Genomic DNA, 24,494 nt, shown 5'->3' on the forward strand with positions numbered 1-24,494 from the left:
GAACATCGAGGCACGAGGGTGGGCGTCGCCGAGCAGGCGGGACTTTCGAAACACGCCCGAGTGGCGGCCGTAACGAAAGGGCCGGTGGCTGCCGGGAGCTCGGCCGTCGTCAGGCTGCCCCGTCCTGGTGCCGGGAGTGGCCTCCGGTCGTGTCCACCCCTGTGAGGTGTTCGGAGAGCCAGGTGTGGACGGCGATGGCGGTCGTGCTGGAATGATCCTCCAGAACGGTGAAGTGGTCACCGGACACGGTGATCTCGGAGTGCGGCAGGCTCCACGTCTCGGCGGCCTCGATGCCCGGCAGGCGCTCTCCCGCCCGGACGAAGAGGGTGGGAGCCGCCAGTTTCCCCGGCTTCCAGCGGGCGTAGAGCTCAAGGTAGCCGGCCATCGCGGTGAGCCGGTCGGTCTCGGCCGAGGCGAACTGCGCGGAATTGTCCAGCATGCCCGCGGTCATCGCCGAGAGCGCGGACCCGTCACCGCGGTTGCCGCCGAGGCCGCTGTCCTCGCACGGATAGGTGTCGATCAGTACGACGGCGGACGGCATCAGGCCCGTGCGCTCCAGCTCCTCGGCGACCGCGTGTGTCACCCATCCGCCTGCCGAGCGCCCCAGCAGGACGAACGGCTCGCCGCCCGCATACGCGCGCACGCCGGCGGCCTGTACCGCCACGAAGGCGTCCCGCGTGGCCGGCAGCGGTTCCTGTGGCAGGAACCCGGGGTTGGGCAGGACCGAAACCGGACGCCGGCCCTGGAGAGCCACCCCGAAACGGGCGTATTCGTGCGGCCCCGACAGTGCGCTGAGGGCGGGGAAGCAGATCAGGCGGGGCCCGGTACCCCCTGTCGCGAGAGTGACGGCCGAAGGTGGCGAGCCGAGGGCCTCGGGGTCCTCGAACACCTCACGGAAACGTGACGCGATCGTCAGGAGGACCATCCCGTCCCACGCCTTGCCACGGGCGCACGCCGTACGGAAGAGCGCGGACAAGGAGTCGGCGTCCGCGCCCTTCGGGGCCGAGGCCCTTTCCGCGGCACCGCCCTGCCGCCGGGAGGAGGCCCCGCCAGGGGCGGTCCCGGCCGCACCGAGGCCGGTGGTGCCGGGAGCGGCCAGAGGTCCGAGCGCTTCAGGGGCGTCCTGGGACCAGCGTTCCGCCAGGTGGGCGGCGACCCCACGCGGCGTCGGGTAGTCGAACAGGAGCGTGGCCGGCAAGGCGAGTCCCGTGAGCCCTTCGAGCTGGTTGCGCAACTCGACCGCGGCCAGTGAGTCGAGGCCCAGTTCCGCCAGCGCGCGGTCCGCTTCGACCGCGGAATCCTCCGAGCCGTGGCCGAGTGCTAGGGCGGCCTCCGCTCGGACCTGCGCGAGGAGCAGAGCACCGCGCTCGTCCGGAGAAGTGGCGGCCAGCCGACGGCGAAGGGAGCTCTCGCCGTCGGTGCCGGGCCCGGTGAGCGATGCGGAGACGCTCCGTACGGGCCCCCGGCCCGGTACCCGGGAGAGCGGCGCCCCAGGTGCCCCGGATGCCCCGGTTGCCGCCGGGTCGAGACGAGCTGCCACCAGGACGGAGTCCCGTCCTTCGACGGCGGTGTCGAAGAGCGAGAGGCCCTCCTCGGTCCGCAGCGGGACGAAACCGGAACGGGCCATCCGGCGCAGGTCCGCGGCCCGGAGCGCGGCCGTCATCCCACCGCTCTGCTGCCACGGCCCCCAGGCGAGAGAAGTGCCGGGCAACCCGAGCGCCCTGCGGTGCCGTGCCAGCGCGTCCAGGAACGAGTTCGCCGCCGCGTAGTTGCCCTGACCGCCGGAGCCGAACACCCCGGCCACCGAGGAGAACAGCGCGAACACCGCCAGGTCGCTGCCCCGGGTCAGCTCGTGCAGGGCCAGGGCCGCGTCCACCTTCGGCCGCAGTACGCGGTCCAGCCGCTCCTGTGTGAGTGCCGGGATCACACCGTCGTCCAGGACCCCCGCGGTGTGCACCACGCCGGTCAGTGGGTGCGCCTCCGGCACGCCCGCGAGCAGAGCGGCGAGCGCCGTACGGTCGGCGACGTCACAGGCCGCCACCGTGACCTCCGCGCCCAGTCCTGTGAGTTCCGCGCACAGTTCGGCGGCGCCGGGCGCATCGGCTCCGCGCCGCCCCACGAGCAGCAGGTGACGCACCCCGTGCGCGACCACGAGGTGACGGGCGAACTCCCTGCCCAGCGAACCGGATCCCCCGGTGACCAGGACGGTGCCGTCCGGGCGCAGCCGACGCGACGCCCCATCGGCCGTCTCCGTCGCCGCTCGGGGCGCGCGGACCAGTCTCGGTACGTACGCGACACCGTCGCGTACCGCCGTCTGCGGCTCGGGGCTCGTCAGGACCCGTATCAAGGCCCCCACGGAGGCGGGGTGGTCATCGACGTCGACCAGCGAGAAGCGGCCCGGGTTCTCGGTCTGCGCCGAGCGGAGCAGACCCCACACAGGTGCGTGGACGAGCGCGGCGTCGTCGTCGCGGATGCTTCCGTCCCGCTCGGCTCCGGTGGCGACGACGCCCGAAGTGAGGACGACCAGACGTGAGCCGGCGAGCCGTTCCTCGGCGAGCCAGTCCTGTACGAGCCGCAGCGCCCAGCCGGCCGTACGGTGTGCGGCCGACGCGCGGTCCGTTCGGTCGGCCCCGGTGAGCGGAGGGCAGGCGATCACGACGGCAGGTGCGTCTGCGGCCACCGAGGCCGGATCCGGATAGGCCGTCGGCCCGATGCCCGCCCGCAGGAGTGCGTCGTCCAGCCACGGGCCGGGCTCGCCCAGGAGCCCGTACAGAGGCGGCTTCCCCGGCATCGGGACGGAGGAATCCGGCAGACGCGTCCAGTCCAGGAGGAACAGAGCGTCGCTGTGCGCGCGTACGCCGCTCAACTGCGCGCGGGAGAGCGGCCGCAGGACGAGCGAGTCCACCGTGGCGACGGGGGCTCCGGTCCCGTCGGCCAGCTCCAGCCGGGCTCTGTTCCCCTCCGCCCGGGACGCCCGCACCCGCAGTGTGCGGGCGCCGGACGCGTACAGCCGCACGCCGCTCCAGGCGAACGGGAGCGACAACAGTGCCCCGGTTCCGCTACCGGTGTCGCCGTCCTCACCGTCCGGGACGGTCTGGTCCAGCATCAAGGTGTGCAGCGCCGAATCCAGCAGGGCCGGATGCAGGGTGAAGAGGTCGGCGTTTCCGTGTTCCCCCTCCGGGAGTTCGATGTCGGCGAGGACGTCCTCGCCCAGGCGCCAGGCAGCCCGCAGGCCCTGGAAGGCCGGCCCGTAACGGAGCCCGCTGTGCGCGAGTCCCTCGTAGAGGCCGATACCCGCCTCGGTGCCGAGCGGCAGCGGGACAGCGCCCGCCGGCGGCCAGGGGGACGGCGCGTCCGCGGAGGTCCGCGGTTGCGGAAGGCCGGAGTCCGCGGGGGCCAGGACTCCGGAGGCATGGCGGTTCCAGGGGCCGTCGTCGTATCCGGGAGCGTGCGTCCGCGCGTGGAACACCACGGCCCGGCGCCCGTCCGCGTCCGCTCGCGCCACCTTCACCTGGAGTTCGACCGCCTCGTCGAAGGAGAGCGGAAGCGGCGCGGTCAGCGTCAGTTCCTCCAGTACGGAGGCGCCCACCCGGACCCCGGCGCGGATCGCCATCTCGACGAAGGCCGTCGCCGGCAGGAGCACCGTGTCCACCACCGTGTGGTCGGCGAGCCAGGGCTGGTCGCGCAGGGACAGCCGACCGCTCAGCAGCAGGCCGTCGTCGTCCGCCGTCGACGTCACCGCTCGCAGGAACGGGTGGGACGCGGCGTCCGGCTCCGCCGCGGGCCCCGGCGGGTCGGCGTCCATCCAGTACCGCTCACGCTGGAACGCGTAGGTGGGCAGCGCCGCACGCCGTGCGCCACGCCCGGCGAAGACCGCCTGCCAGTCCACGTGCACACCGTGCGCGTGGAGCGCGGCCACCGTGGCGAGCAGCGCCCCGGCCTCAGGACGCGGGCCACGAAGCGTCGGGACGGCCAAGGGCGCGGAGCTGTCCGCACGGCCGCCCGAGGTGGCCGTGGCCGTCGGGCCGGGGCCGGGGAAGGCGTCGCGTGCCAGGCCCACGAGCACACTGTCCGGGCCGAGCTCCACGAAGTGCGTGGCCCCCCGCTCCCGCAGGTACCGCACCGTGTCGGCGAAACGGACCGGCCGGCGGACATGGTCCACCCAGTACCGGGGTGAGCAGATCTCCTCGGTGGTCGCGGGCCGGTCCGCCACCGCGCTGACGAGGGGGAGTTCCGGTGGGGAGTAGACGATCCCCCGCGCGACCAGTCCGAAGGCCTCGAGCATGGGTTCCATGTGCGCGGAGTGGAACGCGTGGCTCACCCGCAGAAGGGTGGCCCCACGTCCCTGTTCGCGCCAGTGCGCGATGACCTCCAGCACCGCGGACTCGTCCCCGGAGACGACCACGGAGCGGCCGTTCACGGCTGCGATGTCCACCTCCCGCGGTGTGTCCGCTCCGCCCGCCAGATACGCGGTGACCTCGCTCTCGTCTGCCTGTACGGAGGCCATCGCGCCGCCGGCGGGCAGCGCGTCCATCAGCCGGCCCCGCGCCGCGACCAGGGTGCAGGCGTCCGCGAGGGACAGCACACCGGCGACGTGCGCCGCCGCCAGTTCGCCGACCGAGTGCCCGGCCACCAGGTCGGGACGTACGCCCCAGGACTCCAGCAGCCGGAACAGCGAGACCTCCAGAGCGAAGAGTGCGGGCTGCGCGAAGCGCGTCGTGTGCAGGAGCCCGCCCGCTCGCGAGGCCTCGGCACCCTCGGTGCCCTCCCGGCCGCCTTCGGCGTTCTCGGTGGCGAACACCACGTCCCGCAGTGGCCGCGGCAGAAGCGGGTCCAGCAGTGCACAGATCTTGTCGAAGGAACGGGCGTAGACGGGATGGGTCTCGTACAGCTCCCGTCCCATGCCCGCCCGCTGGCTGCCCTGCCCGGTGAACATGAAGACCACCGGGCCCGCCGGGCGGGGACCGCTCGTGCTCAGGCCCGGCCGGTAGCGGCCTTCCGCCACCGCGTCGAGCGAGGCGAGCAGTTCGTCGCGGTCACCGGCCACCACCACCGCGCGGTGCTCGAACTGGGCGCGGGTCGTGGCCAGCGAGAATCCGAGGTCCAGCAGGTCCGCTCCGGGGCGTTCCCCCACGTGCGCATGGAGTCGCCGGGCCTGCGCCCGCAGCCCCGAGACGCTCTTCGCCGACACCGGGAACGGCACGGCCGACACCGGTGCCCCGGCCGTCCGGACGGCCGGGGATCCGCTGTCCGGGGACCGCCCGTCCGAGCGGCCCGAGTCATCGGGCTCCTCCACAGGCGCCTGCTCGATCACCACATGCGCGTTGGTTCCGCTGATCCCGAAGGACGACACACCCGCCCGCCGGGGCCGCCCGGTCCGGGGCCAGGGCACCGAACGGGACAACAACGACACCGCACCCGACGACCAGTCCACGCCGGGGTTCGGATCCTCGGCGTGGAGCGTACGCGGCAGTACGCCGTGCGCGATCGCCTGGACCGTCTTCATCACAGCTGCCATGCCCGCCGCCGCCTGCGTATGCCCGATGTTCGACTTGACCGAGCCCAGCCACAGGGGGTGTTCCCGTGCACCGGCCTGCCCGTATGCCTCAAGGAACGCCTCCGCCTCGATGACGTCACCGAGTCGGGTGCCCGTGCCGTGTGCCTCCACCGCGTCGATCTCCGCGGGTTCCAGCCGCGCGTCGGCCAGAGCCCGGCGGATCACCCGTTGCTGCGCCGGTCCGTGCGGGGCGGTGAGGCCGTTGCTCGCACCGTCCTGGTTCACCGCGGAACCGCGCACCACGGCCAGGACCGGGTAACCCGCCCGCCGGGCCTCCGACAGCCGTGTCATCAGCAGCATTCCCGCGCCCTCGGCCCACCCGGTGCCGTCCGCCGCCGCCCCGAACGCCTTGCAGCGGCCGTCGGGGGCCAGCGCGCGTTGCCTGCTGAACTCGACGAAGGACTGAGGCGCCGACATCACCGTGACGCCGCCGGCCAGCGCCAGTGAGCACTCGCCCCTGCGCAGGGCCTGAGCCGCCAGGTGCAGGGCCACCAGCGACGACGAGCACGCCGTGTCCACCGTGACCGCCGGGCCTTCCAGGCCCAGGGTGTAGGCGATACGGCCGGAGGCGACGCTGCCCGCGTTACCGATGCCCAGGTAGCCCTCCACACGTTCCGGTGTGCGGGCGATACGGCCGGCGTAGTCGCTGTACATGAGTCCGGCGTACACGCCGGTGGGCGTGGAGCGCACCGTACCGGGATCGATCCCCGCGTGTTCGAAAGCCTCCCAGGCGACTTCGAGCAGCAACCGGTGCTGCGGGTCCATGGCCAGGGCCTCGCGGGGCGAGATCCCGAAGAAGGCCGGGTCGAAGCGGTCGACACCGGACAGGAAGCCCCCCTCGCGTACGTAGGTACGGCCGGCCCGTCCGGGATCCGGGTCGTAGAGCCCGTCCACGTCCCACCCCCGGTCGGTGGGGAAGGGGGTGATGGCGTCGACGCCGTCCTCGACCAGCCGCCACAGGTCCTCGGGGCTTTCCACGCCGCCGGGGAAGCGGCACGCCATTCCTACGATGACCACGGGGTCCTCGTCCGTACCGGTGCCTTCCGGACGGCTGGGCGCGGCGGTCGTCGTCCGGCCGGTGAGCCGCGCCCGAAGATGTGCGGCGAGCTCGTCCGTGGTGGGGAAGTCGAAGGGCGCGGCCTCGGACAGCGGGAGACCGGTCGCCGCCGACAGATGGTTGCACAGCACCGTCGACGTCAACGAGTCCAGCCCCAGGTCACGGAAGGCGGTGCCCCGTTCCACCTCGTCCACGGCACAGCCGAGTACGGCGGCGACCTCGGCCCGCACAAGGGCCGTCAGGTCCACCACCTTCCCTGCCTCCGTCAGCGAGAGGCCCCCGGCCGGCAGAGGGCGCGCGGGCAGGCCGGCGAGTGCGTACCGCCTGACCTTGCCCGAGGCGGTACGCGGGATCGCGTCCACCTCGTGGAGGATTACGGGCACCTTGAACGGTGAGAGGTGTTTCCGACAGCCGGCGAGGATCTCTCTCCTGTCGAGGACACCGGCCTTCGCCGGAACCAGGTAGGCGGCCGGGACTTCACCGAGTACGTCGTCCGGGACGCCCGCCACGGCGGCGTCCCTGATTCCCGGCAGCGCCAGCAGCACCGCCTCCACCTCGGAGGGGTGGACGTTCTCCCCGGCCCGGATGATCAGCTCGCTGACCCGGCCCGTGAGGGTGAGTTCACCGCCGGGGCCGATGCGGGCCAGATCACCGGTTCGGTACCACCCGTCGCGCAGGACCTCGGCGGTGTCGTCGGGACGCTGGTGGTAGCCGGCCATGACACCGGGTCCGGAGACCCACAACTCGCCCTCGCCCTGAACCTCGGCGCCGCTGCCGTCGCCGATACGCGCCCGCATGCCCGGCAGCACACGGCCGCAGGAGCCGGCTGCCCGGGCGGTGCCCGGTGCCGTCATGGTGACGGGCCCCGCCTCGGTGCTTCCGTAGTGATCGAGGAACGGAACCCGGCAGGCTTCCTCGAAGGCCCGCTGGAAGGCGGGGGGCGCGGCCGCGCCTCCGCTGACGCAGCCACGCAGCGCGGGCGCCTCCAGCCCGTGGGTCCCCACGGCGTCGAGAAGCTTGCCGTACGTCGCCGGTACCCCGGCCAGGAGCGTGAAAGGGTCGTCGGTCCGGCGTAGTTCACCCAGCACATCCGCCACGGAGAATCGCGGCAGGAGCAGGGCGGACGCTCCGGTCACGGTCACCCCGAGGACGCACAGGAGCTGCCCCATGGCGTGGTGCAGTGGGAGGGGCCAGAGCAGGCGGTCGTCCGCCGACAGGCCGAGGACGGTGACGAAACCGGCCGTCACCGACGACAGCCGGTTGCGCTGAGTGGACAGCACCCCCTTGGGCAGACCGGTCGACCCGGAGGTGTAGAAGAGCCAGGCCACCTCGTCGAGCCCGAGATCATCAGGAGCCGGCGCGGGCGGCTCGGTGGCGGCCAGGGTCGCGTAACGGAACATGCCCGCTTCGTCGACCGAGTCGCCACTCGCCCTCGCCGCCGGGCATGCGCCTCGCGTCCCGGCATCCTGATCCTCGTCCTCGACGAGCACCACGCTCAGCCGGGGACGCTCCGGGAGCAACGGCAGCAACTGGCCCAGGGAGGACCGGTCGGTGAAGACGACCCGGGCCCCGCTGTCGTCCAGCAGGTGCGCCAACTCGGCGGTGGTGCTCCGCGAGTCCATCGGCACACCGACCGCGCCCGCCCTGAGGACGGCGAGGACACTCTCGACGGCCTCCACACGACTGCCCAGGAGGATCGCCGCGCGCTCCCCGTGCCGCAGACCGAGGTTGACGAGATGCCCCGCCAGTCTGCCTGTTCGCTGTTCCAGCTGTTCGTAGGTGACACGGGAACGGTCGTCCTGGAAGGCGGTCTTGGTGCCGAGGAGCCGGGCATGCTCCCGGAGCAGTTCCGGCAGAGGACGGAGGGGGGCCGTGTGCGCTGTCACAAGGACGAACACTTCCTTCGGACGGGAGCTGTCGATGATCACGATAGTGACAGGTCCGCCGGGGGAGGCGCCCGGCGAACCCGCAACGGGTCGGACCACGCGTCGGGTTGCCGAGCCGTGCGGGATCGACTTGCGGCGAGGTTCGTGGTGGTCGGAGTGCGCGTCGCCTCGAACCGGTGTCGACGGTCTTGCCGTAGTTGCCGGGCTGCCACCAGAACAGGCTGCCTCCGGGGCAGGCATCATCACTCCATGGCCAACTACGTTCCCTCACCTGATGAAGTGGCCGCCGCGCAGACTCCTGACGGCGGCTGGACAAAGAAGCAGCTGGCCGAGTGGGGCATTCCCTGGCCTCCACCTCATGGGTGGCGTCGGTACCTGGAGGCGAAGTGGGAGGGCAAGGACGTCCCTCCACTGCAGCGTCAGCAACCAGACCGGGGCGCCCTGTTCTGAATCGCCCCGGCCACACCGTAGTCAGCGCCAAGGAGCCCGGCCCCGGGCTCCGGGGTTCCAGAGCTCCAGAAGCGTCGTGGTGAGCTTCAGGGCCGGCTCCTCGGCAGCGCGGACCTGTTCCCGGACGGAGCGGGGCAGGTGGGCGACCTCCCCGTCGGGTGATGGACCGGTCCGGCGAGCGGGCCGCCCAGATGCGCTCCAGGTCGTCGGCCAGGTCTGCCGTGGAGGACAGTCCGTGGTGGACGACCCCGCCGACCGCCGCGCCGAGCGGGTCCGAGGCCGGTTCCACCACGGCGTACTGCGGGTGAGCCGCGAGGGCGATGCCGGCGAAGTCACCGGCGGAAGGGGAATCCGCCCTTGACTGGCGGAGGCCTGGCGCTGATGCCTCAGCTGGGGGTTGACCCGCTGCCCGCTCGGGGTGCGTCACGCTGTCAGTCGGTCACGTCGAACCGCAACTGGAAGTTGCCCTGCACCCTCGTGATGGCGCCGCCCGAGATACGGAACTTCTGGGCTTCGGGCAGTCCCTTGATCTCGTTGAAAGTGCGGACGATGTTATTGGTGGACTTGCCGTTGACGGTCTTGAGGACCTCTTTGTAGATAGGGTCGTTCTCCTGGAAGGTCACGGTGTCGGTCCCTTCGGTGAACAGGGCGCCCAGGGTTTTCTTGGCGCCGTCACCGGAGACGTTCTGTCGGAAGATGCTGTCCGGCAGACGGTCCGGCACGTCCTCGGGTTTCGTCGGGACCTTGAGCATCGTCTTGTTGAAGACGTCCTCGTTGAACATCACCACGGCGCGAGACCACTGGTGGATGAAGGCCTCGCTCGCCGTGTACCCCTCCTCGGGGCTGCGGTAGTTCTCCATCATGACGGCCAGTGTGCCGTCGGCGTCCCGGCCGTAGAGGTTCTCGAAGCGCCCGCCGGCCTCCGGGGCCTTGCCCTGCGGATTCTCGGAATCCGGCGTGTAGTCGGAGGTCTCCTCCTCCAGGTCGACCAGGTTCTCTGGAACCGCCCGCCCGAACGCGGTGAGCGCTGGTGCCCGCTTCGCCTTGCGCACCGAGCGCGTGCTCGTCTCCATGGCCTTGACGTAGGTCTCCAGACGTTCGCCCGCGGGAGGGAGAGCACGCTGGACAGTCACGCCCCGGGCGGGCCGCTCGCGCCCCAGCGCGACGCCGACGGCGGCGTTGCCGATGCTGCTTTGCAGGGCCAGCAGTCCCGTCTGGGCGGCTGAGGTGGCCGAAGCCGAGTGCCGACTGCTGTTCCGGTGACCGGGTCGGGTGTCATCCGATCGTTCGTCGTGGGCGCGCATGACTGGGCCGTCTCCCTGGAGGTGACTGGATGTCAGTCCAAGGGTCCGTGCGCGAACAGACGTCGGGAAGAGGCGGGCGGACAGTGGGTGGGGCAGGGTGAGTGCCTGCTGCGGCTGTCCGTGTTGCCCCCGGCGTCGGGCCGGCCCCCGAGAGAGGCTGCCCATGCCCTGCCCGGACCGTGGTTCGGGCAGGGCACACCGGCACATAGCGGAAGGTTCCTCGCCGTCCTCTTGTCGGCGACCCCCGCGCCATGGCATACAGGTCTGGACCATTGCTGTCCGGATGGAAGGCACCACCGTGCAACGCCCCCACATCTCTGCCGCGTTGACCTGTTCCGCCCTGCTTCTCGCACCCCTCCTCTCCGCCTGCGGTGGCACCGCCGAAGCCGACACGCAGCCTCCCGCCACCCCCAAGGGCGTGACCGCCCAGGCCAGCAGCTCCACCTCGGTGCACGTCATGTGGGAAGGCGCCTCCGACAACAAGAAGGTCGCCGGATACGAGATCTACCGTGGAAAGGCCAAGGTCAAGAGCGTCCCGGCGACCAAGACCATGATCGACGTCAACGGGCTGACGGCCTCGACGGACTACACCTTCAGCGTCCGGACCAAGGACACGGCGGGGAATCTCTCCGCGCCCAGCAAGGGTGTCCCCGTCACCACCCAGGCCACCCCGCCCAAGGACGACACGCCCCCCACCGTCCCGGCGAAGCTGACGGGCAGCGCCAACGGGAAACGTGCCGCCATCCTCACCTGGGGCGCGTCCAAGGACGACGTCGGCGTCACCTCGTACGACATCTACCAGGAGGACTCCCGGATCCACAGCGTCCCGGCCTCCGAGACCACGGCGAAGCTCACGGGTCTGCGCCCGGGGACCGTCTACACCTTCACCGTCCGGGCCCGGGACGCCTCCGACAAGTCCTCGGCCGACAGCAACACGTTCGACCTCACCACCGCGTCCGCCCCCGGCGCACCCGCGAGCACCGCCCCCACCGGTCTGAACGCCGAGATCGGCAAGGAGGGCGCCGCCTCCACCCTCGACCTGTCCTGGGACCAGCCCGAGACGGGCGGAACCATCCCCGCCTACGAGCTCCATCTGAACGGCAAGCTGACCACCACCATCGTCTGGGGCGGCACGCCCCCCAAGGGGCGCGCCACCTACCGGCTGGACCTCTCCGACCCGGTGGGCACCCGCTATTCGGTCAAGCTCAGGGCCAAGCTTCCGGACGGCAAGTGGGGTGACTTCTCGGCCCAGCGGACAGTCGTCCTGACGGACTGAGGCCCGACCGGCCACCGTTTCCCAGGCGTGCGGCGCGCCGCCCCCCATGGTCCATTGGTCCCGGAAGGCCAGTGGACCGAAGGGGCTGAACCATGGATCCGGGAGACGGCCCGAGCACACGGGTCGACGCGCTGATGGACGGTCTCGTCGCCGGCCTGGGACGGCTGACGGCCATCCCGCCCATCGCGTTTCCCGGCTTCCCGCCCGAGCCGGTGCGCGAGGCCCGCGACCTCCTCGTGGACCTGGTGCGCGGCGCGGGCGTGGAGCGGGTGGCGAGGCGGGAGGAGGAGTTCCGCTCCCTCGCCGGGCCCCAGGACCTCCTGGTCACCCATCTGGAGTCCTTGCGTCCGTTCGGTTCCCCGCTGGGGGCCGCGACGGGCGGGAGCACGGCATGAGCAGCGCGGCCGACACGAAGCCGGCCCCGGAGGAAGAGCCCCCGGCCCGGAAGAGGTTCGCCTTCCCCAGCGCCCTCACGATCCTCGCGGTCGTCACGCTGGCCGTCTGGGGACTGGCCTGCCTGATCCCGCCCGGGACCTACGAACGCGACGAGGAGGGGGCCCCGGTCCAGGGCACGTACCACCGGGTCGACTCCGACCAGAGCTTCGTCGACCGCCTGAACGACCTCTTCCTCTCCCCGGTCAACGGCCTCTACGGCGTCCAGGACGCGAGGACGGGCGAGGTCGGCCCGGACCTGGCCGGCGAGCTGTACGGCAGCGCCGGCGTGTTCCTCTTCGTGCTCGCCATCGGCGCGTTCATCACCGTGGTGTTCGCCACCGGCGCCCTGGACCGGGGCATCGGCCGCCTCGCGTACCGGCTGCGCGACCGGGGAGCGCTGCTCATCGCCGGAGTGATGCTGGTCTTCTCCCTCCTCGGCACCGTCGAGGGATTCGCGGAGGAGACGCTCGGCTTCTACGGCCTGATCATCCCGCTGATGCTGGCCCTCGGCTACGACCGCATGGTGGCCACCGGCACGATCATCCTCGGCGCGGGCATCGGCGTGCTCTGCTCCACCGTGAACCCCTTCGCCACCGGAGTCGCGTCCTCCGCCGCCGGCATCTCGCTCGGCGACGGAATCGTGCTGCGCGCGATCATGTGGGTGGTCCTGACAGCGGTGACGATCGGCTACGTCGTCCGGTACGCGGGCCGCGTCCGTGAGAACCCCGACCGCTCGCTCTCCGGCTTCCTGCCCGGCGACCGCGAGCACAACGCGGCGGACGCGGGAGAGCCCCCGGAGCTGACCGGACTTCACCGGACCGTCCTCGTCCTGGTCGCCCTGGTCTTCAGCTTCATGATCTTCTCGGTCGTCCCGTGGTCCAGCGCCCTCACGGGCGACGCCGACGCCACCCCGTACGGCTTCGAACTCGGCTGGTCCTTCCCCCAGCTGGCCGCCCTGTTCCTGGTCGCGGCGGTCCTGGTGGGCGTCGTCGCCCGGTTCGGCGAGCAGAAGCTCAGCGCGACGATCATCCGGGGCACGGCGGACTTCATCTCCCCGGCGCTGGTCATCGTCCTCGCGCGCGGTGTCACGGTCATCATGAACAACGCGCAGATCACCGACACCGTGCTGCACTCCATCGAGGGCGTGGTCTCGGGCACCTCGTCGGCGCTGTTCGCGGTCTTCGTCTTCGTCGTCAACCTGCCGCTCGCCTTCCTCATCCCCTCCACCTCCGGCCACGCCACGCTGGCGATGCCGATCCTGGCCCCGCTCGCCGACTTCGCGGGCGTCTCCCGCGCCGTGGTCGTCACGGCGTGGCAGGCGGCGAGCGGCTGGATGAACCTCTGGGTCCCGACGACGGCGGTCACCATCGGCGGGGTGGCCCTGGCGAAGGTCGGCTACGACACGTACCTGCGGTTCGTCTGGCCGCTGCTGGCCATCCTGTTCGCCCTCGTCTGCGGGTTCGTGGCGCTGGGAGCGGTGTGGACGTGAGGGGCGAGTCCGTCGGGTAGCAGGGGGCGGCCGAGAGCGGTTGCCCGGGTCAACGGAGCCGCGGAACACGAACGTGAGCGCGCCCGGCAGCCGCGTGAGGAACTCTCCGCCTACGCGGCGGGCATGAACCAGGTCAGGGATCCTCTCGGGCGGACTCTGCACGACGTCCTCGGCCGCCTGGTCCAGCTCGACCAGGCGGGAACACCGCAACTCTCCCTGTCCGCCGAGAACGCGAAGACCGTCCGGACCCTGAGCGCCGGGGCGTCGCAGGACCTCACCGTGGCGGCCCGAGCAGTGAGCCGGGCATGGCGCCCCGTAGCGGAGGGCAACTCCTCTCCCTGGCACGGGCTCGTGGGTGCCTCCGCACACCAGGCGGCCACCGGGGCGTCCGACGCGCTCGACGCCCTGCGTGCGGCGACCGCCCGTCGTCCGTTCGCCGGTACCCAGGGCGAGCCCCGGTCCGTTCGCGAGCTTCACCAGACCGTACGCTCCCTGCGAGCCGGCCTGCCCGACGGCTTCGGCTCCGGAGACGCAACTCTCCAGGAAGACGCCTCCGGTCAACTGGCCCAGCTCGCGGACCTGTTCGGGATGGCCAAGCCGAACGACGGCGAGGCGGCCGCAGCCCTGTGCGCACTCGCCGACCTCACGGCGGCCGCGAACCCCCCGCTGGGCGCCTGGTTCGACGACGCGGAGCTTCGTCAAGCACATCAGGCCGCACAGGCGCTGCGGGAAGCCCTGACCGCGGAGGCCGAAGCGCGTGCGGCCGTTCCGTGGCACGAGCCTGCCCGACAGCGCCAACGAGAGCGTCCAGCACCTGAAGCGCTACTTGGAGTACGCGGAGAACGGGCCGGCGGTACTGGCCCGCGACGTCGTCCAGTCGGACGCGGAGCCCGACAGCCCCTTCGAGGAGTCGGTGCTCGCCGTTCTGAACGGCTGGGGCCACACGGTGCAGCCGCAGGTCGGCGTCGCGGGATACCGCATCGACCTGGGGCTGCGTCACCCGCGGCACCCCGGCGCGTACGCACTGGGGATCGAGTGCGACGGTGCGATGTACCACTCCTCCAAGGCGGCCCGGGACCGCGACCGGCTGCGGGAGCAGGTGCTGAACGGGCTCGGCTGGCGCCTCTACCGGATCTGGGGCACCGACTGGTACCGGGGGGCGTGCGGCAGCCGAACAGAGGCCGGGGAAACGGCGCGCAAGGTCACGCTCATCGCTCCCGCCGAGCGGCAGCTCGCCCTGAGGGAGCTCGCGGCAGAATGCCCCGGCATGTCCCAGGACGAATTGATCAGGGAGGCCTGCGAGTTCTTCGGATGGCGCAGGACGGGCGCGGACATCCGCACCGCCCTGGAGAGCGACATCGCGGACCTGTACCGGCGGGGCCGCCTCCAGGGAGGGCCGGACCGCATCAGCGTGGTGCGCGGAGGTACCCCGAGCGGGTGAGCCCGCCGACGCTACGGCACAGAGGTAAGCCCGCGGTGTCGGCGGGCGTACGGTGGAGACGCCGGGCGTCGTGGTCACCGGCCGACGAACAGGCTTGCCGTGCAGAGCCGTTGTCGTCGCAGCCGGCGAGGGGCCGAGCCGTGCGGGCTCAGGCGCACACCACCGCCCCCGACGCCGTGCGGTGCCGGGGGCGGTGACGGTGCTCGCGCCGTGACGTCAGCGCAGCTGCTCGTACGCCGGCAGCGTCAGGAAGTCCGCGTAGTCCTGGTCCAGGGAGACCTGGAGCAGGAGGTCGTGGGCCTGCTGCCATTTGCCGGCGGTGAAGGTCTCCTCGCCGATCTCCTCGCGGATCGCGGCCAGTTCCTCGGCGGCGACCTTGCGGGCCAGCTCCGCCGTGGCGTGTTCGCCGTTCTCGAAGACCACGTCCGCGTTGATCCACTGCCAGATCTGCGAGCGGGAGATCTCCGCGGTGGCGGCGTCCTCCATCAGGTTGAAGATGGCGACCGCGCCCAGGCCGCGCAGCCAGGCCTCGATGTAGCGGATGCCGACCGCCACGGCGTTGCGCAGGCCGTCGTACGTCGGGCTCGCGTCCAGGGTGTCGATGGCGATCAGGTCGCCCGGGGCCACCGAGACGTCCTCGCGGAGGCGGTCCTTCTGGTGGGGCTTCTCGCCGAGGACCGCGTCGAAGGAGGCCAGGGCGATCGGGACCAGGTCGGGGTGGGCGACCCAGGAGCCGTCGAAGCCGTCGTGCGCCTCGCGGTCCTTGTCCGCCTTGACCTTCTCGAAGGCCACCTTGTTGACCTCGGCGTCGCGGCGCGAGGGGATGAAGGCCGCCATGCCGCCGATCGCGTGCGCGCCGCGCTTGTGGCAGGTGCGGACGAGGAGTTCGGTGTACGCCCGCATGAACGGGGCGGTCATCGTCACCGCGTTGCGGTCCGGGAGGACGAACTTGGACCCGCCGTCACGGAAGTTCTTGACGATGGAGAAGAGGTAGTCCCAGCGGCCGGCGTTGAGCCCGGATGCATGGTCGCGCAGCTCGTAGAGGATCTCCTCCATCTCGTACGCGGCGGTGATCGTCTCGATCAGCACCGTCGCGCGGACCGTGCCCTGCGGGATGCCGACGTAGTCCTGGGCGAAGACGAAGACGTCGTTCCAGAGACGGGCCTCCAGGTGCGACTCCGTCTTCGGCAGGTAGAAGTACGGGCCCTTGCCGAGATCGATCAGGCGCTGCGCGTTGTGGAAGAAGTAGAGGCCGAAGTCGACGAGCGCACCCGGCACCGAGACGCCGTCCAGCTGGAGGTGGCGCTCCTCCAGGTGCCAGCCGCGGGGGCGCATGACGACCGTGGCGAGTTCGTCGGCGGACTTCAGCGCGTACGACTTGCCCGACCTCGGGTCGGTGAAGTCGATGCGGCGCTCGTAGGCGTCGGTGAGGTTGAGCTGGCCGAGGACGACGTTCTCCCACGTGGGGGCGGACGCGTCCTCGAAGTCGGCGAGCCAGACCCTGGCGCCCGAGTTCAGGGCGTTGATGGTCATCTTGCGGTCGGTCGGACCGGTGATCTCCACCCGGCGGTCGTTCAGAGCCGCCGGGGCGGGCGCGACCTTCCAGGAGTCGTCCGCGCGGACCGCCGCCGTCTCGGGCAGGAAGTCCAGCGTGGAGGTGCGGGCGATCTCGGCGCGGCGCTCACCGCGCCGGGCGAGCAGCTCATTGCGGCGCGGGGTGAACCGCCGGTGCAGTTCGGCCACGAACGCGAGGGCCGCGTCGGTCAGGACCTCTTCCTGCCGGGGCAGGGGCTCGGCATCGACGATGGCCAGCGTGGACGGCGCTGGTGCGGACATGAGCTGTCACTCCTTCAGCGGGCGGCGGCGTCTCATGGCCGCCGGGTCGCCTGAGACGGCACGGCGTGCCATGGCTCCGAGATACGGCCGTGGGTGCCGTCTGAGGTTCAGAGGGCTTCTGACCAGTGGATAGTAGTTTCCTCATGGTGGAAGTTCAATGGTTTGTTGATATCGAGATTCTCCGGGTCGACAGAAACGGTTCGGTGGCGGCGCAGCGTGCCGGAGCGGCCACGCACGGTGGACGGCGAGCCGGACCGCACGGTCACTCCAGGTGCTTCAGGTCCTGCGAGGTGTCGATGTCGTACGCCTCGGCCACATCCGAACACTCCACGAGCGTGATCGCATCGCGGTGCTCCCGCAGATAGGTCCGCGCGCCCCGGTCGCCCACCGCCCCCGCCGCGATGTCCGTCCACCGGTCCGCCCCGAACAGCACCGGATGGCCCCGCTCCCCGCCGTACGAGGCGGCCGCCAGACTCGCCCGCGAGCGGTACGCGAGACGCACCCGCGCCACCGCCTCCGCCCCGATCCCGGGCTGATCGACCAGAAGGACGAGTGCCGCGTCCGCGTCCGTCGCGCCCAGGGCGGCCAGTCCCAGCCGGAGCGAGGAGCCCATGCCCTCCTCCCAGTCCGGGTTCACCGTCACCGCGCAGCCCGCGAGATCCGCGCGGGCCCGCACCTCGTCCGCCGCGGCGCCCAGCACCACGTGCAGCGGGCCGCAACCGCCGTCGCGCAGCGAGCGCACCGCGTGTTCGATCAGCGGGCGTCCCCGGTGCTCCAGCAGCGCCTTCGGCCGGCCGCCGAGTCGGCGACCCCCTCCGGCGGCCAGCAGTACGCCCGCGACCTCGGGGTTCCTCGCGGCGGAAGTCATGTCCGCGGTCCTCTCCGTAGCCGTGCCTGTCGTCGTGTCCGTGACCATGGGGCCTGGATACCACTGAGCGTTTCGCACACGCGACACGCATGTCACCCTCAGGGGTCACCCCGATTTCTTTCCGTGGGCTGGCGCGCACTGCCTGTCATGGCGTTAACTTGCGGACACATCCGGGGACTTGGCCACAGCCCGGGTTCGGGGGTCACACCGGCACACGGACGTGCGAGGGGGAGTGCTGTGTTGCGAAGCGTGGGGCAGAAGCAGCTGACCGGCAGTGACGAGGACCCGAGGGTGGCCGAGCTGCGGATGGCCGTCTCCCGGCTCCGCCGCGAACTGGCCGGGCTCCGGACCGAATTCCCCGACCGGCCGATCGCCGAGGACGAGCTTGCGGCCCTGGACGCGATGGCCGTCAGCGGCGTGCCGGAGATCCCCCGCATGCGCCGCTCCCTGCTGCTGATCGCGGGGGCCATCGGCTCGGTGAGCGCGGTGGCAGCGGCCCTTCGCGAGGTGCGCAACGCGGTCGACCTCTTCGGGGAGCCCCCGCGCAGCTGACCCGCGGTGCGCGAGCCCCCGTGCTGTTGACCCGCGGCGCGCGACCCGGCTTCAGCGGCGGATGAGCCTGCGGGCCGTGGCCGCCGCGACCGCCGACGTACGGGAGTCGACGCCCAGCTTGGCGTAGATGTGCACCAGGTGGGACTTCACCGTTGCCTGGCTCAGGAACAGCCGCTTGCTGATCTGGAGGTTCGACAGCCCCTCGCCGACCAGCTGGAGCACCTCCAGCTCGCGCCGGGTCAGCGCCTCGGCCGGGGTGCGCATCCGGTCCATCAGCCGGTGCGCCACCGACGGCGCGAGCGCGGACCGGCCCGCAGCCGCCGTGCGCACCGCCGCCGCCAGCTCCTGCGGCGGCGCGTCCTTGAGCAGATAGCCGCTCGCCCCCGCCTCGACCGCCGCCAGGATGTCCGCGTCGGAGTCGTAGGTGGTCAGGATCAGGACCCGGGGGCCCTCCGGTGCGGCGGTGATCGTCGCCGTCGCCTCCGAGCCGTGCAGGCCCGGACCGAACTGGAGGTCCATCAGGACCACGTCGAAGCCGCCCGCCGCCGCCAGGGCGACGGCCTCCTCGGCGGTGGCGGCCTCGCCGGCGACCCGGAAGTCCGGCTCGGTGTCCAGGACCGCGCGCAGCCCCGCCCGGACGACCGGATGGTCGTCCGCCAGCAGCAGCCGGATCACGTCCCCGCTCCCGCTCATGCCGCACGCGCCGCTTCCACCACGGGCAGCGGCAGTGTGACCGCCACCGCCGTGCCCTGTCCCGGCGCCGACTCCACGCTCAGCGCACCGCCGAGCGACCCGGCACGCGCCCGCATCGCCGGCAGCCCGAAGCCGCCGTCGCCGCGCTCGTGGACCGGCGCCCCCGACGGGTCGAAGCCCTGCCCGTCGTCCACCACGTCCAGCGCCACCGAGGTGTCCATGAAGCTCAGGGTGATCTCCGCCCGCCCGGCCCGCGCATGGCGCACCGTGTTGGCCAGCGCCGACTGCGCGGTCCGCAACAGCGCCACCTCGTACGGCGTCGGCAGCTCCACCGGGGTGCCGCTCACCGCGAACCGCACGGTCAGCTCCGGTGCGGTCGTACGGGCGCAGAGCCGCTCCAGCGCGGCGGCCAGTGAACCGTGCTCCAGGTCCGGCGGCGTCAGCGCGCGGACGAAGGACCGGGCCTCGGCGAGATTCGCCTGCGCGGCCTCGCGGGCGGCCCGCACATGCGCGGCGGCGGGTGCGTCCTCGGGCAGTGAGCGCTCGGCGGCGCGCAGCAGCAGCTGGATGCTGGACAGACCCTGGGCCAGCGTGTCGTGGATCTCCCGGGCGAGGCGCTCACGCTCGGCGAGGGTCCCGGCCGTGCGTTCCGCCTCGGCCAGGTCCGCACGGGTGGCGACCAGCTCCACGATCAGCTCGCGCCGCCGCTCGCTCTCCCGGAAGAGCGCGTCGTACCCGAGGACGGTGGCGACGGCGACCGCCCCGCCGAGCAGCGGCCCGATGAACGCGCCTGGCTCGATCTCCTGCCGGTGCACGACGAAGCTGGTGATCGCGGCGGCGGCGGTGACCACGACGGCGGGCAGCGCCCACCGCATCGGCAGGATGTGGAGCTGGAGGAAGTAGAGCGGGAAGGCCACCCACAGGGCGTCCGGCGACAGGATCAGCAGCGTGGCCCACAGGGCGCCGAGACCCGCCAGCCACACGGCCCCCGCCCGGTTTCCCGGCTGTACGGAGGAGGCGAGCGGCCCCGCCGCGTACAGGGCCGCCATCAGCACCGCCACCACCACGACGGCCGCGGTGTGCGGCGCGTCCTCGCTCGCCGTGCGGACGACCACCAGGGCCAGCAGCCCCATCAGCAGGGCGTGCAGACAGAGCCGCAGGGCTGCCGCGACGTGGGTGTGCGAACGCGAATCCATGGTCCGTCCAGCGTAGCCGCGGCGTCCCCGGACCCGGTCAATCGAAAGGTTGATCCCGGGCCCGTCCGCCGCGCGATGTTCTCCCGCCCGCGCCGCACGACGCTGGAGCCATGTTCGTCGCATGGAGAGACCTTCGCTTCGCCAGGGGCCGGTTCGCGCTCATGGGCTCGGTCGTGGTGCTGATCACGCTGCTCGTGGGGCTGCTGTCCGGCCTGACCGCGGGCCTGGCCCGGGAGAACATCTCGGCCGTCACCGGTCTGGACGCCGACCACCTGGCCTTCGCCGCGCCCCCCGACGGGCAGGCGGAGTCGTTCACCAACTCGACCGTCCGGGAGGACGACTGGCGGAACTGGGCCGGTCGGCCCGGGGTCGAGGCCGCCCAGCCGATCGGCATCCGGACCCTGAACGCCACCGCCGCCGGTGAGCGGAGTGCCGCGGTCTCGGCCTTCGGCGTCGAACCGGACGGCACCCTCGGGCCGGAGGGGATCGGCCCGGGGCGGGTCGTGCTCTCCGAGAAGGCGGCCGAGGAGCTCGACGCCTCGGCGGGCGACAGCATCGCGCTCGGCCGGGCGGAGCGCGAGGTCGCCGCCGTCGCGACGGACGCCTCGTACAGCCACACCCCCGTCGTCTGGACCTCGCTCGACGACTGGCAGGAGATCGGCCACGACGGCGCCGGCCCCGCCGAACAGGCGACCGTGATCGCCCTGACCACCACCGGAGGCGTCGACCTCGCGGCGGGGGACGAGGCGGCGGGCACCAGCACGCTCACGCTCGACGACTCCCTGACGGCCATCGGCTCCTACCAGTCGGAGAACGGTTCGCTGCAACTGATGCGCGGTTTCCTCTTCGCCATCTCCGCGCTCGTCATCGGTGCGTTCTTCACCGTCTGGACGATCCAGCGCAGCGGCGACGTCGCCGTGCTGAAGGCGCTCGGCGCGTCGACCCCGTACCTCCTGCGCGACGCGCTGGGGCAGGCCGTGGTGATGCTCGCCCTCGGTACGGGACTGGGCACCGCCCTGGCCGCCGGGGCCGGAGTCCTGATCGGCCAGGGAGCCGTGCCGTTCGTCCTGGACGCGGCGACGGTCCTCGTCCCGGCCGTCGTGATGATCGCCCTCGGCGCGCTCGGGGCCGCCCTGTCCATCCGGCGGATCACCGCCGTCGATCCGCTCACCGCACTCGGGAGTGCCCGATGACGCTCACCCTGACCGACGTCACCCTCACCTACCCGGACGGCGAGGGGCGGCTCACCGCTCTGGACCGGGTCTCGCTGGACGTCCCCCCGGGCACGCTCACCGCGGTCGTCGGGCCGTCCGGCTCGGGCAAGTCGAGCCTCCTCGCGGCCGCCGCCACCCTGGTCACCCCGGACTCCGGCGAGGTCGTGGTCGCCGGGACGCCGACGGCCGGGCTCGGCCGGGCCGGGCGGGCGGCCCTGCGCCGGGAGCACATCGGCATCGTCTTCCAGCAGCCCAGTCTGCTTCCCTCGCTGACCGCCGCCGAACAGCTCCAGGTGATGCGCCACCTGTCCGGGGGGTCCGCCCGCAATGCCCGCCGCCGGGCCCTGGAGCTGCTGGACGCGGTCGGTCTCGCCGACCGCGCCGACCGGCGGCCGCACCAGCTCTCCGGCGGTCAGCGCCAGCGGATCAACATCGCGCGGGCCCTGATGAACGAGCCGGCGGTCCTGCTCGTCGACGAGCCGACCAGCGCGCTCGACCACGAGCGCGGCGCGGCCGTGCTCGACCTGCTGGTCACCCTGACCCGGGAGCGTGCCACCGCCACGGTGCTGGTCACCCACGACCTGGCGCACCTGGAGCGGCTGGACCGCACGGTGACGATGGACGACGGGCGGCTGACCGTCCCGGCCGGGGTCTGAAACGACGAGCGGCGGGGCCCGGTATCCCGGGCCCCGCCGCCTTGGAGGCTCAGCCGCCGTTCGTGCCGTTGCTCGCCAGCGCGTCGGACAGCTCTCCCGCGACCTGCTGGAGGATCGGTACGATCCGCTCCGTCGCCGCCTCCGTCACCCGCCCCGCCGGGCCCGAGATGGAGATCGCCGCCGAGGTGGGGGAGTTCGGCACGGAGACCGCGAGACACCGCACCCCGATCTCCTGCTCGTTGTCGTCCACCGCGTACCCGGCGCGGCGCACCAGCTCCAGGGCGTCGAGGAAGCCCTCCGGGGTGGTGATCGTCTTCTCCGTGGCGGCCGGCATGCCGGTACGGGCCAGGAGCGCGCGGACCTCGTCGGCGGGGGTGTGCGCGAGGAGCGCCTTGCCCACACCGGTGGAGTGCGGCAGGACCCGGCGGCCGACCTCGGTGAACATCCGCATGGAGTGCTTGGACGGCACCTGGGCGACGTACACGATCTCGTCCCCGTCCAGCAGCGCCATGTTCGCCGTCTCGCCGGTCTCCTCCACCAGCCGGCTGAGGTAGGGGCGGGCCCAGGTGCCCAGCAGCCGGGAGGCGGACTCACCGAGCCGGATCAGCCGGGGGCCCAGCGCGTAGCGGCGGTTGGGCTGCTGGCGCACGTATCCGCAGCCGACCAGGGTGCGCATCAGCCGGTGGATGGTCGGCAGGGGCAGACCGCTGCTCGCGGAGAGCTCGCTCAGCCCGACCTCGCCCCCGGCGTCGGCCATCCGCTCCAGCAGATCGAAGGCGCGCTCAAGGGACTGCACCCCACCGCTGGAACCGGAGGGCTTGGAGTCGGCTGTGCTGGCGTGGGACGGCGGCACGTCAACGGTCCTTTCGAAGCGGAAGGCAAGGCAGCAGCCTACCGGGCGGTTCCCGATCGGCCCACAGCTCCCCGGTCGGCGTCCGTGCCGGTCAGGGGCTGTTTTGTCCGGGTGCCGACGGTCGGTGCGGGCGGCTCGGCGCCGCCCCTCCTGGCCCATGCTACGTTCCGCAGTTCGAAATATGACTTTTACTTTGTGGAAACCTCCAGTCGGGTGGCAGGGGGTGGTCCGGTGTGCCCCCGTGGCGGAAGGTGGGGTCTTGACGAGGGCGATTCCCGAGTGAAGACTCCATCGAAAGCTTCAACAGTTCGTTGAATTCCTGTTGTGATCATTGCTGGAGTGAAGGAGCACAGGTGTCCGGTCCGGACGTGAACCTGATACTGCGCTCGACGCGCGTCGTCACCCCCGAGGGGACCCGTCCGGCGGCGGTCGCCGTCGCGGGCGGGACGATCGACGCGGTCCTGCCGTACGACACCGGGGCGCCCGCGGGCGCCCGCCTGGAGGACTTCGGCGACGACGTCCTGCTGCCCGGCCTGGTCGACACCCACGTCCATGTGAACGACCCCGGCCGCACCGCGTGGGAGGGCTTCTACACCGCCACCCGCGCGGCCGCCGCCGGCGGGATCACCACACTCCTGGACATGCCCCTCAACTCCCTCCCGCCGACCACCACTGTCGAGCACCTGCGGATCAAGCAGCAGGTCGCGGCCCCCAAGGCGCACGTCGACACCGGCTTCTGGGGCGGCGCGATCCCGTCCAACGTCAAGGATCTGCGCCCGCTGTACGAGGCCGGGGTCTTCGGCTTCAAGTGCTTCCTGTCGCCCTCCGGCGTGGAGGAGTTCCCGGAGCTGGACCAGGAGCAGCTGGCCCGCTCCATGGCGGAGATCGCCGGATTCGGCGGGCTGCTCATCGTGCACGCGGAGGACCCGCACCACCTGGCCGAAGCCCCGCAGCGCTCCGGGCCCGCCTACGCGGACTTCCTCGCCTCCCGCCCGCGCGACGCCGAGAACACCGCGATCGAGGGGCTCATCGCCCACGCCAAGCGGCTCAACGCCCGCGTCCACGTCCTGCACCTCTCCTCCAGCGACGCCCTGCCGCTGATCGCCGCCGCGAAGCGCGAGGGTGTCCGCGTCACCGTCGAGTCCTGCCCGCACTTCCTCACCCTCACCGCCGAGGAAGTGCCCGACGGGGCGACGGAGTTCAAGTGCTGCCCGCCGATCCGCGAGGCCGCCAACCAGGACGCGCTCTGGGCCGGGCTCGCCGACGGCACCATCGACTGCATCGTCTCCGACCACTCGCCGTGCACCACCGACCTGAAGACCCCGGACTTCGCCTCCGCCTGGGGCGGTATCTCCTCCCTCCAGCTCGGCCTGCCCGCCATCTGGACCGAGGCCCGCAAGCGCGGCCACTCCCTCGACGACGTCGCCCGCTGGATGTCGGCCGCCCCCGCCGCGCTGGCCGGGCTGACCCGCAAGGGCGCCATCGAGGCGGGGCGCGACGCCGACTTCGCGGTCCTCGCCCCCGACGCGACCTTCACCGTCGACCCCGCTGAACTCTTCCACCGCAACCAGGTCACCGCCTACGCCGGGAAGACCCTGCACGGCGTGGTCCGCTCCAGCTGGCTGCGCGGTGTCCGCATCGCCTCCGACGGCGTCCTCGCCGAGCCCGCAGGCCGCCTCCTCGAACGCGACCGCTGACCGAGCCCACCGGTCCGCTCCCCGTACGAGATCG

General features: G+C 72.2%; 16 protein-coding genes. 9 read left to right on the forward strand and 7 right to left on the reverse strand.

The features are described from left to right. Positions 1 to 109: 109 nt before the first annotated feature. Positions 110 to 8,500: a type I polyketide synthase gene (locus AB0F29_RS23200; protein WP_361874880.1), complete on the reverse strand. Its 8,391-nt coding sequence runs from the start codon at positions 8,498 to 8,500 to the stop codon at positions 110 to 112. 249 nt (positions 8,501 to 8,749) lie between these two features. On the opposite strand from AB0F29_RS23200, the gene AB0F29_RS23205 reads away from it, so the two are divergent. Further along, the gene (locus AB0F29_RS23205; protein WP_361874883.1) at positions 8,750 to 8,950 is read left to right on the forward strand and encodes a hypothetical protein; all 201 of its coding nucleotides are present in this window, start codon (positions 8,750 to 8,752) and stop codon (positions 8,948 to 8,950) included. 431 nt (positions 8,951 to 9,381) lie between these two features. On the opposite strand, the gene AB0F29_RS23210 is transcribed toward AB0F29_RS23205, so the two are convergent. After that, a complete protein-coding gene (locus tag AB0F29_RS23210; protein ID WP_361874886.1) occupies positions 9,382 to 10,254 on the reverse strand; it encodes a hypothetical protein in 873 nt (290 codons plus the stop codon). A gap of 283 nt (positions 10,255 to 10,537) precedes the next feature. On the opposite strand from AB0F29_RS23210, the gene AB0F29_RS23215 reads away from it, so the two are divergent. From AB0F29_RS23215 to AB0F29_RS23230, 4 genes are all read left to right on the forward strand, one after another. Continuing rightward, on the forward strand, positions 10,538 to 11,530 hold the full coding sequence (locus tag AB0F29_RS23215) for a fibronectin type III domain-containing protein (RefSeq protein ID WP_361874889.1): 993 nt from the start codon (positions 10,538 to 10,540) through the stop codon (positions 11,528 to 11,530). A 92-nt stretch (positions 11,531 to 11,622) separates the two neighbouring features. Next, entirely contained in the window at positions 11,623 to 11,925 is a 303-nt protein-coding gene (locus AB0F29_RS23220; RefSeq protein WP_361874892.1) for a hypothetical protein, read from the forward strand. Beyond that, positions 11,922 to 13,454 carry a YfcC family protein gene (locus AB0F29_RS23225; RefSeq protein ID WP_361874895.1) on the forward strand — a complete coding sequence of 511 codons (1,533 nt, stop codon included), beginning with the start codon at positions 11,922 to 11,924 and terminating at the stop codon, positions 13,452 to 13,454. The genes AB0F29_RS23220 and AB0F29_RS23225 overlap by 4 nt, the downstream gene beginning before the upstream one ends. Positions 13,455 to 14,211: 757 nt before the next feature. After that, the gene (locus AB0F29_RS23230; protein ID WP_361874898.1) at positions 14,212 to 14,895 is read left to right on the forward strand and encodes a hypothetical protein; all 684 of its coding nucleotides are present in this window, start codon (positions 14,212 to 14,214) and stop codon (positions 14,893 to 14,895) included. Positions 14,896 to 15,111: 216 nt separating this feature from the next. Here the strand turns inward: AB0F29_RS23230 and aceB are convergent, their stop codons facing one another. Together aceB and AB0F29_RS23240 are read right to left on the reverse strand one after the other, a co-directional pair. Then, entirely contained in the window at positions 15,112 to 16,731 is a 1,620-nt protein-coding gene (aceB, locus tag AB0F29_RS23235) for a malate synthase A (protein WP_361874901.1), read from the reverse strand. A 262-nt stretch (positions 16,732 to 16,993) separates the two neighbouring features. Then, positions 16,994 to 17,599 (reverse strand): nucleotidyltransferase family protein, encoded by a 606-nt coding sequence (locus tag AB0F29_RS23240; RefSeq protein WP_361874904.1) that lies wholly within the window; start codon positions 17,597 to 17,599, stop codon positions 16,994 to 16,996. A 249-nt stretch (positions 17,600 to 17,848) separates the two neighbouring features. On the opposite strand from AB0F29_RS23240, the gene AB0F29_RS23245 reads away from it, so the two are divergent. Continuing rightward, positions 17,849 to 18,151, forward strand: a complete 303-nt coding sequence (locus tag AB0F29_RS23245; RefSeq protein ID WP_361874907.1) for a DUF5955 family protein — start codon at positions 17,849 to 17,851, stop codon at positions 18,149 to 18,151. A 51-nt stretch (positions 18,152 to 18,202) separates the two neighbouring features. Here the strand turns inward: AB0F29_RS23245 and AB0F29_RS23250 are convergent, their stop codons facing one another. After that, the gene (locus AB0F29_RS23250; RefSeq protein ID WP_361874910.1) at positions 18,203 to 18,844 is read right to left on the reverse strand and encodes a response regulator transcription factor; all 642 of its coding nucleotides are present in this window, start codon (positions 18,842 to 18,844) and stop codon (positions 18,203 to 18,205) included. Continuing rightward, on the reverse strand, positions 18,841 to 20,040 hold the full coding sequence (locus AB0F29_RS23255) for a sensor histidine kinase (protein WP_361874913.1): 1,200 nt from the start codon (positions 20,038 to 20,040) through the stop codon (positions 18,841 to 18,843). The genes AB0F29_RS23250 and AB0F29_RS23255 overlap by 4 nt, the downstream gene beginning before the upstream one ends. Positions 20,041 to 20,150: 110 nt before the next feature. On the opposite strand from AB0F29_RS23255, the gene AB0F29_RS23260 reads away from it, so the two are divergent. Both AB0F29_RS23260 and AB0F29_RS23265 read left to right on the forward strand, forming a co-directional pair. Beyond that, positions 20,151 to 21,233: an ABC transporter permease gene (locus AB0F29_RS23260; protein WP_361874916.1), complete on the forward strand. Its 1,083-nt coding sequence runs from the start codon at positions 20,151 to 20,153 to the stop codon at positions 21,231 to 21,233. Beyond that, positions 21,230 to 21,910: an ABC transporter ATP-binding protein gene (locus AB0F29_RS23265; protein ID WP_361874919.1), complete on the forward strand. Its 681-nt coding sequence runs from the start codon at positions 21,230 to 21,232 to the stop codon at positions 21,908 to 21,910. Before AB0F29_RS23260 ends, AB0F29_RS23265 begins: the two co-directional genes overlap by 4 nt. Positions 21,911 to 21,959: 49 nt before the next feature. Here the strand turns inward: AB0F29_RS23265 and AB0F29_RS23270 are convergent, their stop codons facing one another. Further along, positions 21,960 to 22,763, reverse strand: coding sequence for an IclR family transcriptional regulator (locus AB0F29_RS23270; RefSeq protein WP_215109962.1), 804 nt, complete (start codon positions 22,761 to 22,763; stop codon positions 21,960 to 21,962). A 353-nt stretch (positions 22,764 to 23,116) separates the two neighbouring features. Here AB0F29_RS23270 and allB point away from each other — a divergent pair, with 353 nt between their 5' ends. Continuing rightward, positions 23,117 to 24,460 carry an allantoinase AllB gene (allB, locus tag AB0F29_RS23275; RefSeq protein ID WP_361874922.1) on the forward strand — a complete coding sequence of 448 codons (1,344 nt, stop codon included), beginning with the start codon at positions 23,117 to 23,119 and terminating at the stop codon, positions 24,458 to 24,460. The last annotated feature ends 34 nt before the right edge of the window (positions 24,461 to 24,494 follow it).

This window comes from Streptomyces sp. NPDC026589, assembly GCF_040638385.1.
Classification (GTDB): domain Bacteria; phylum Actinomycetota; class Actinomycetes; order Streptomycetales; family Streptomycetaceae; genus Streptomyces.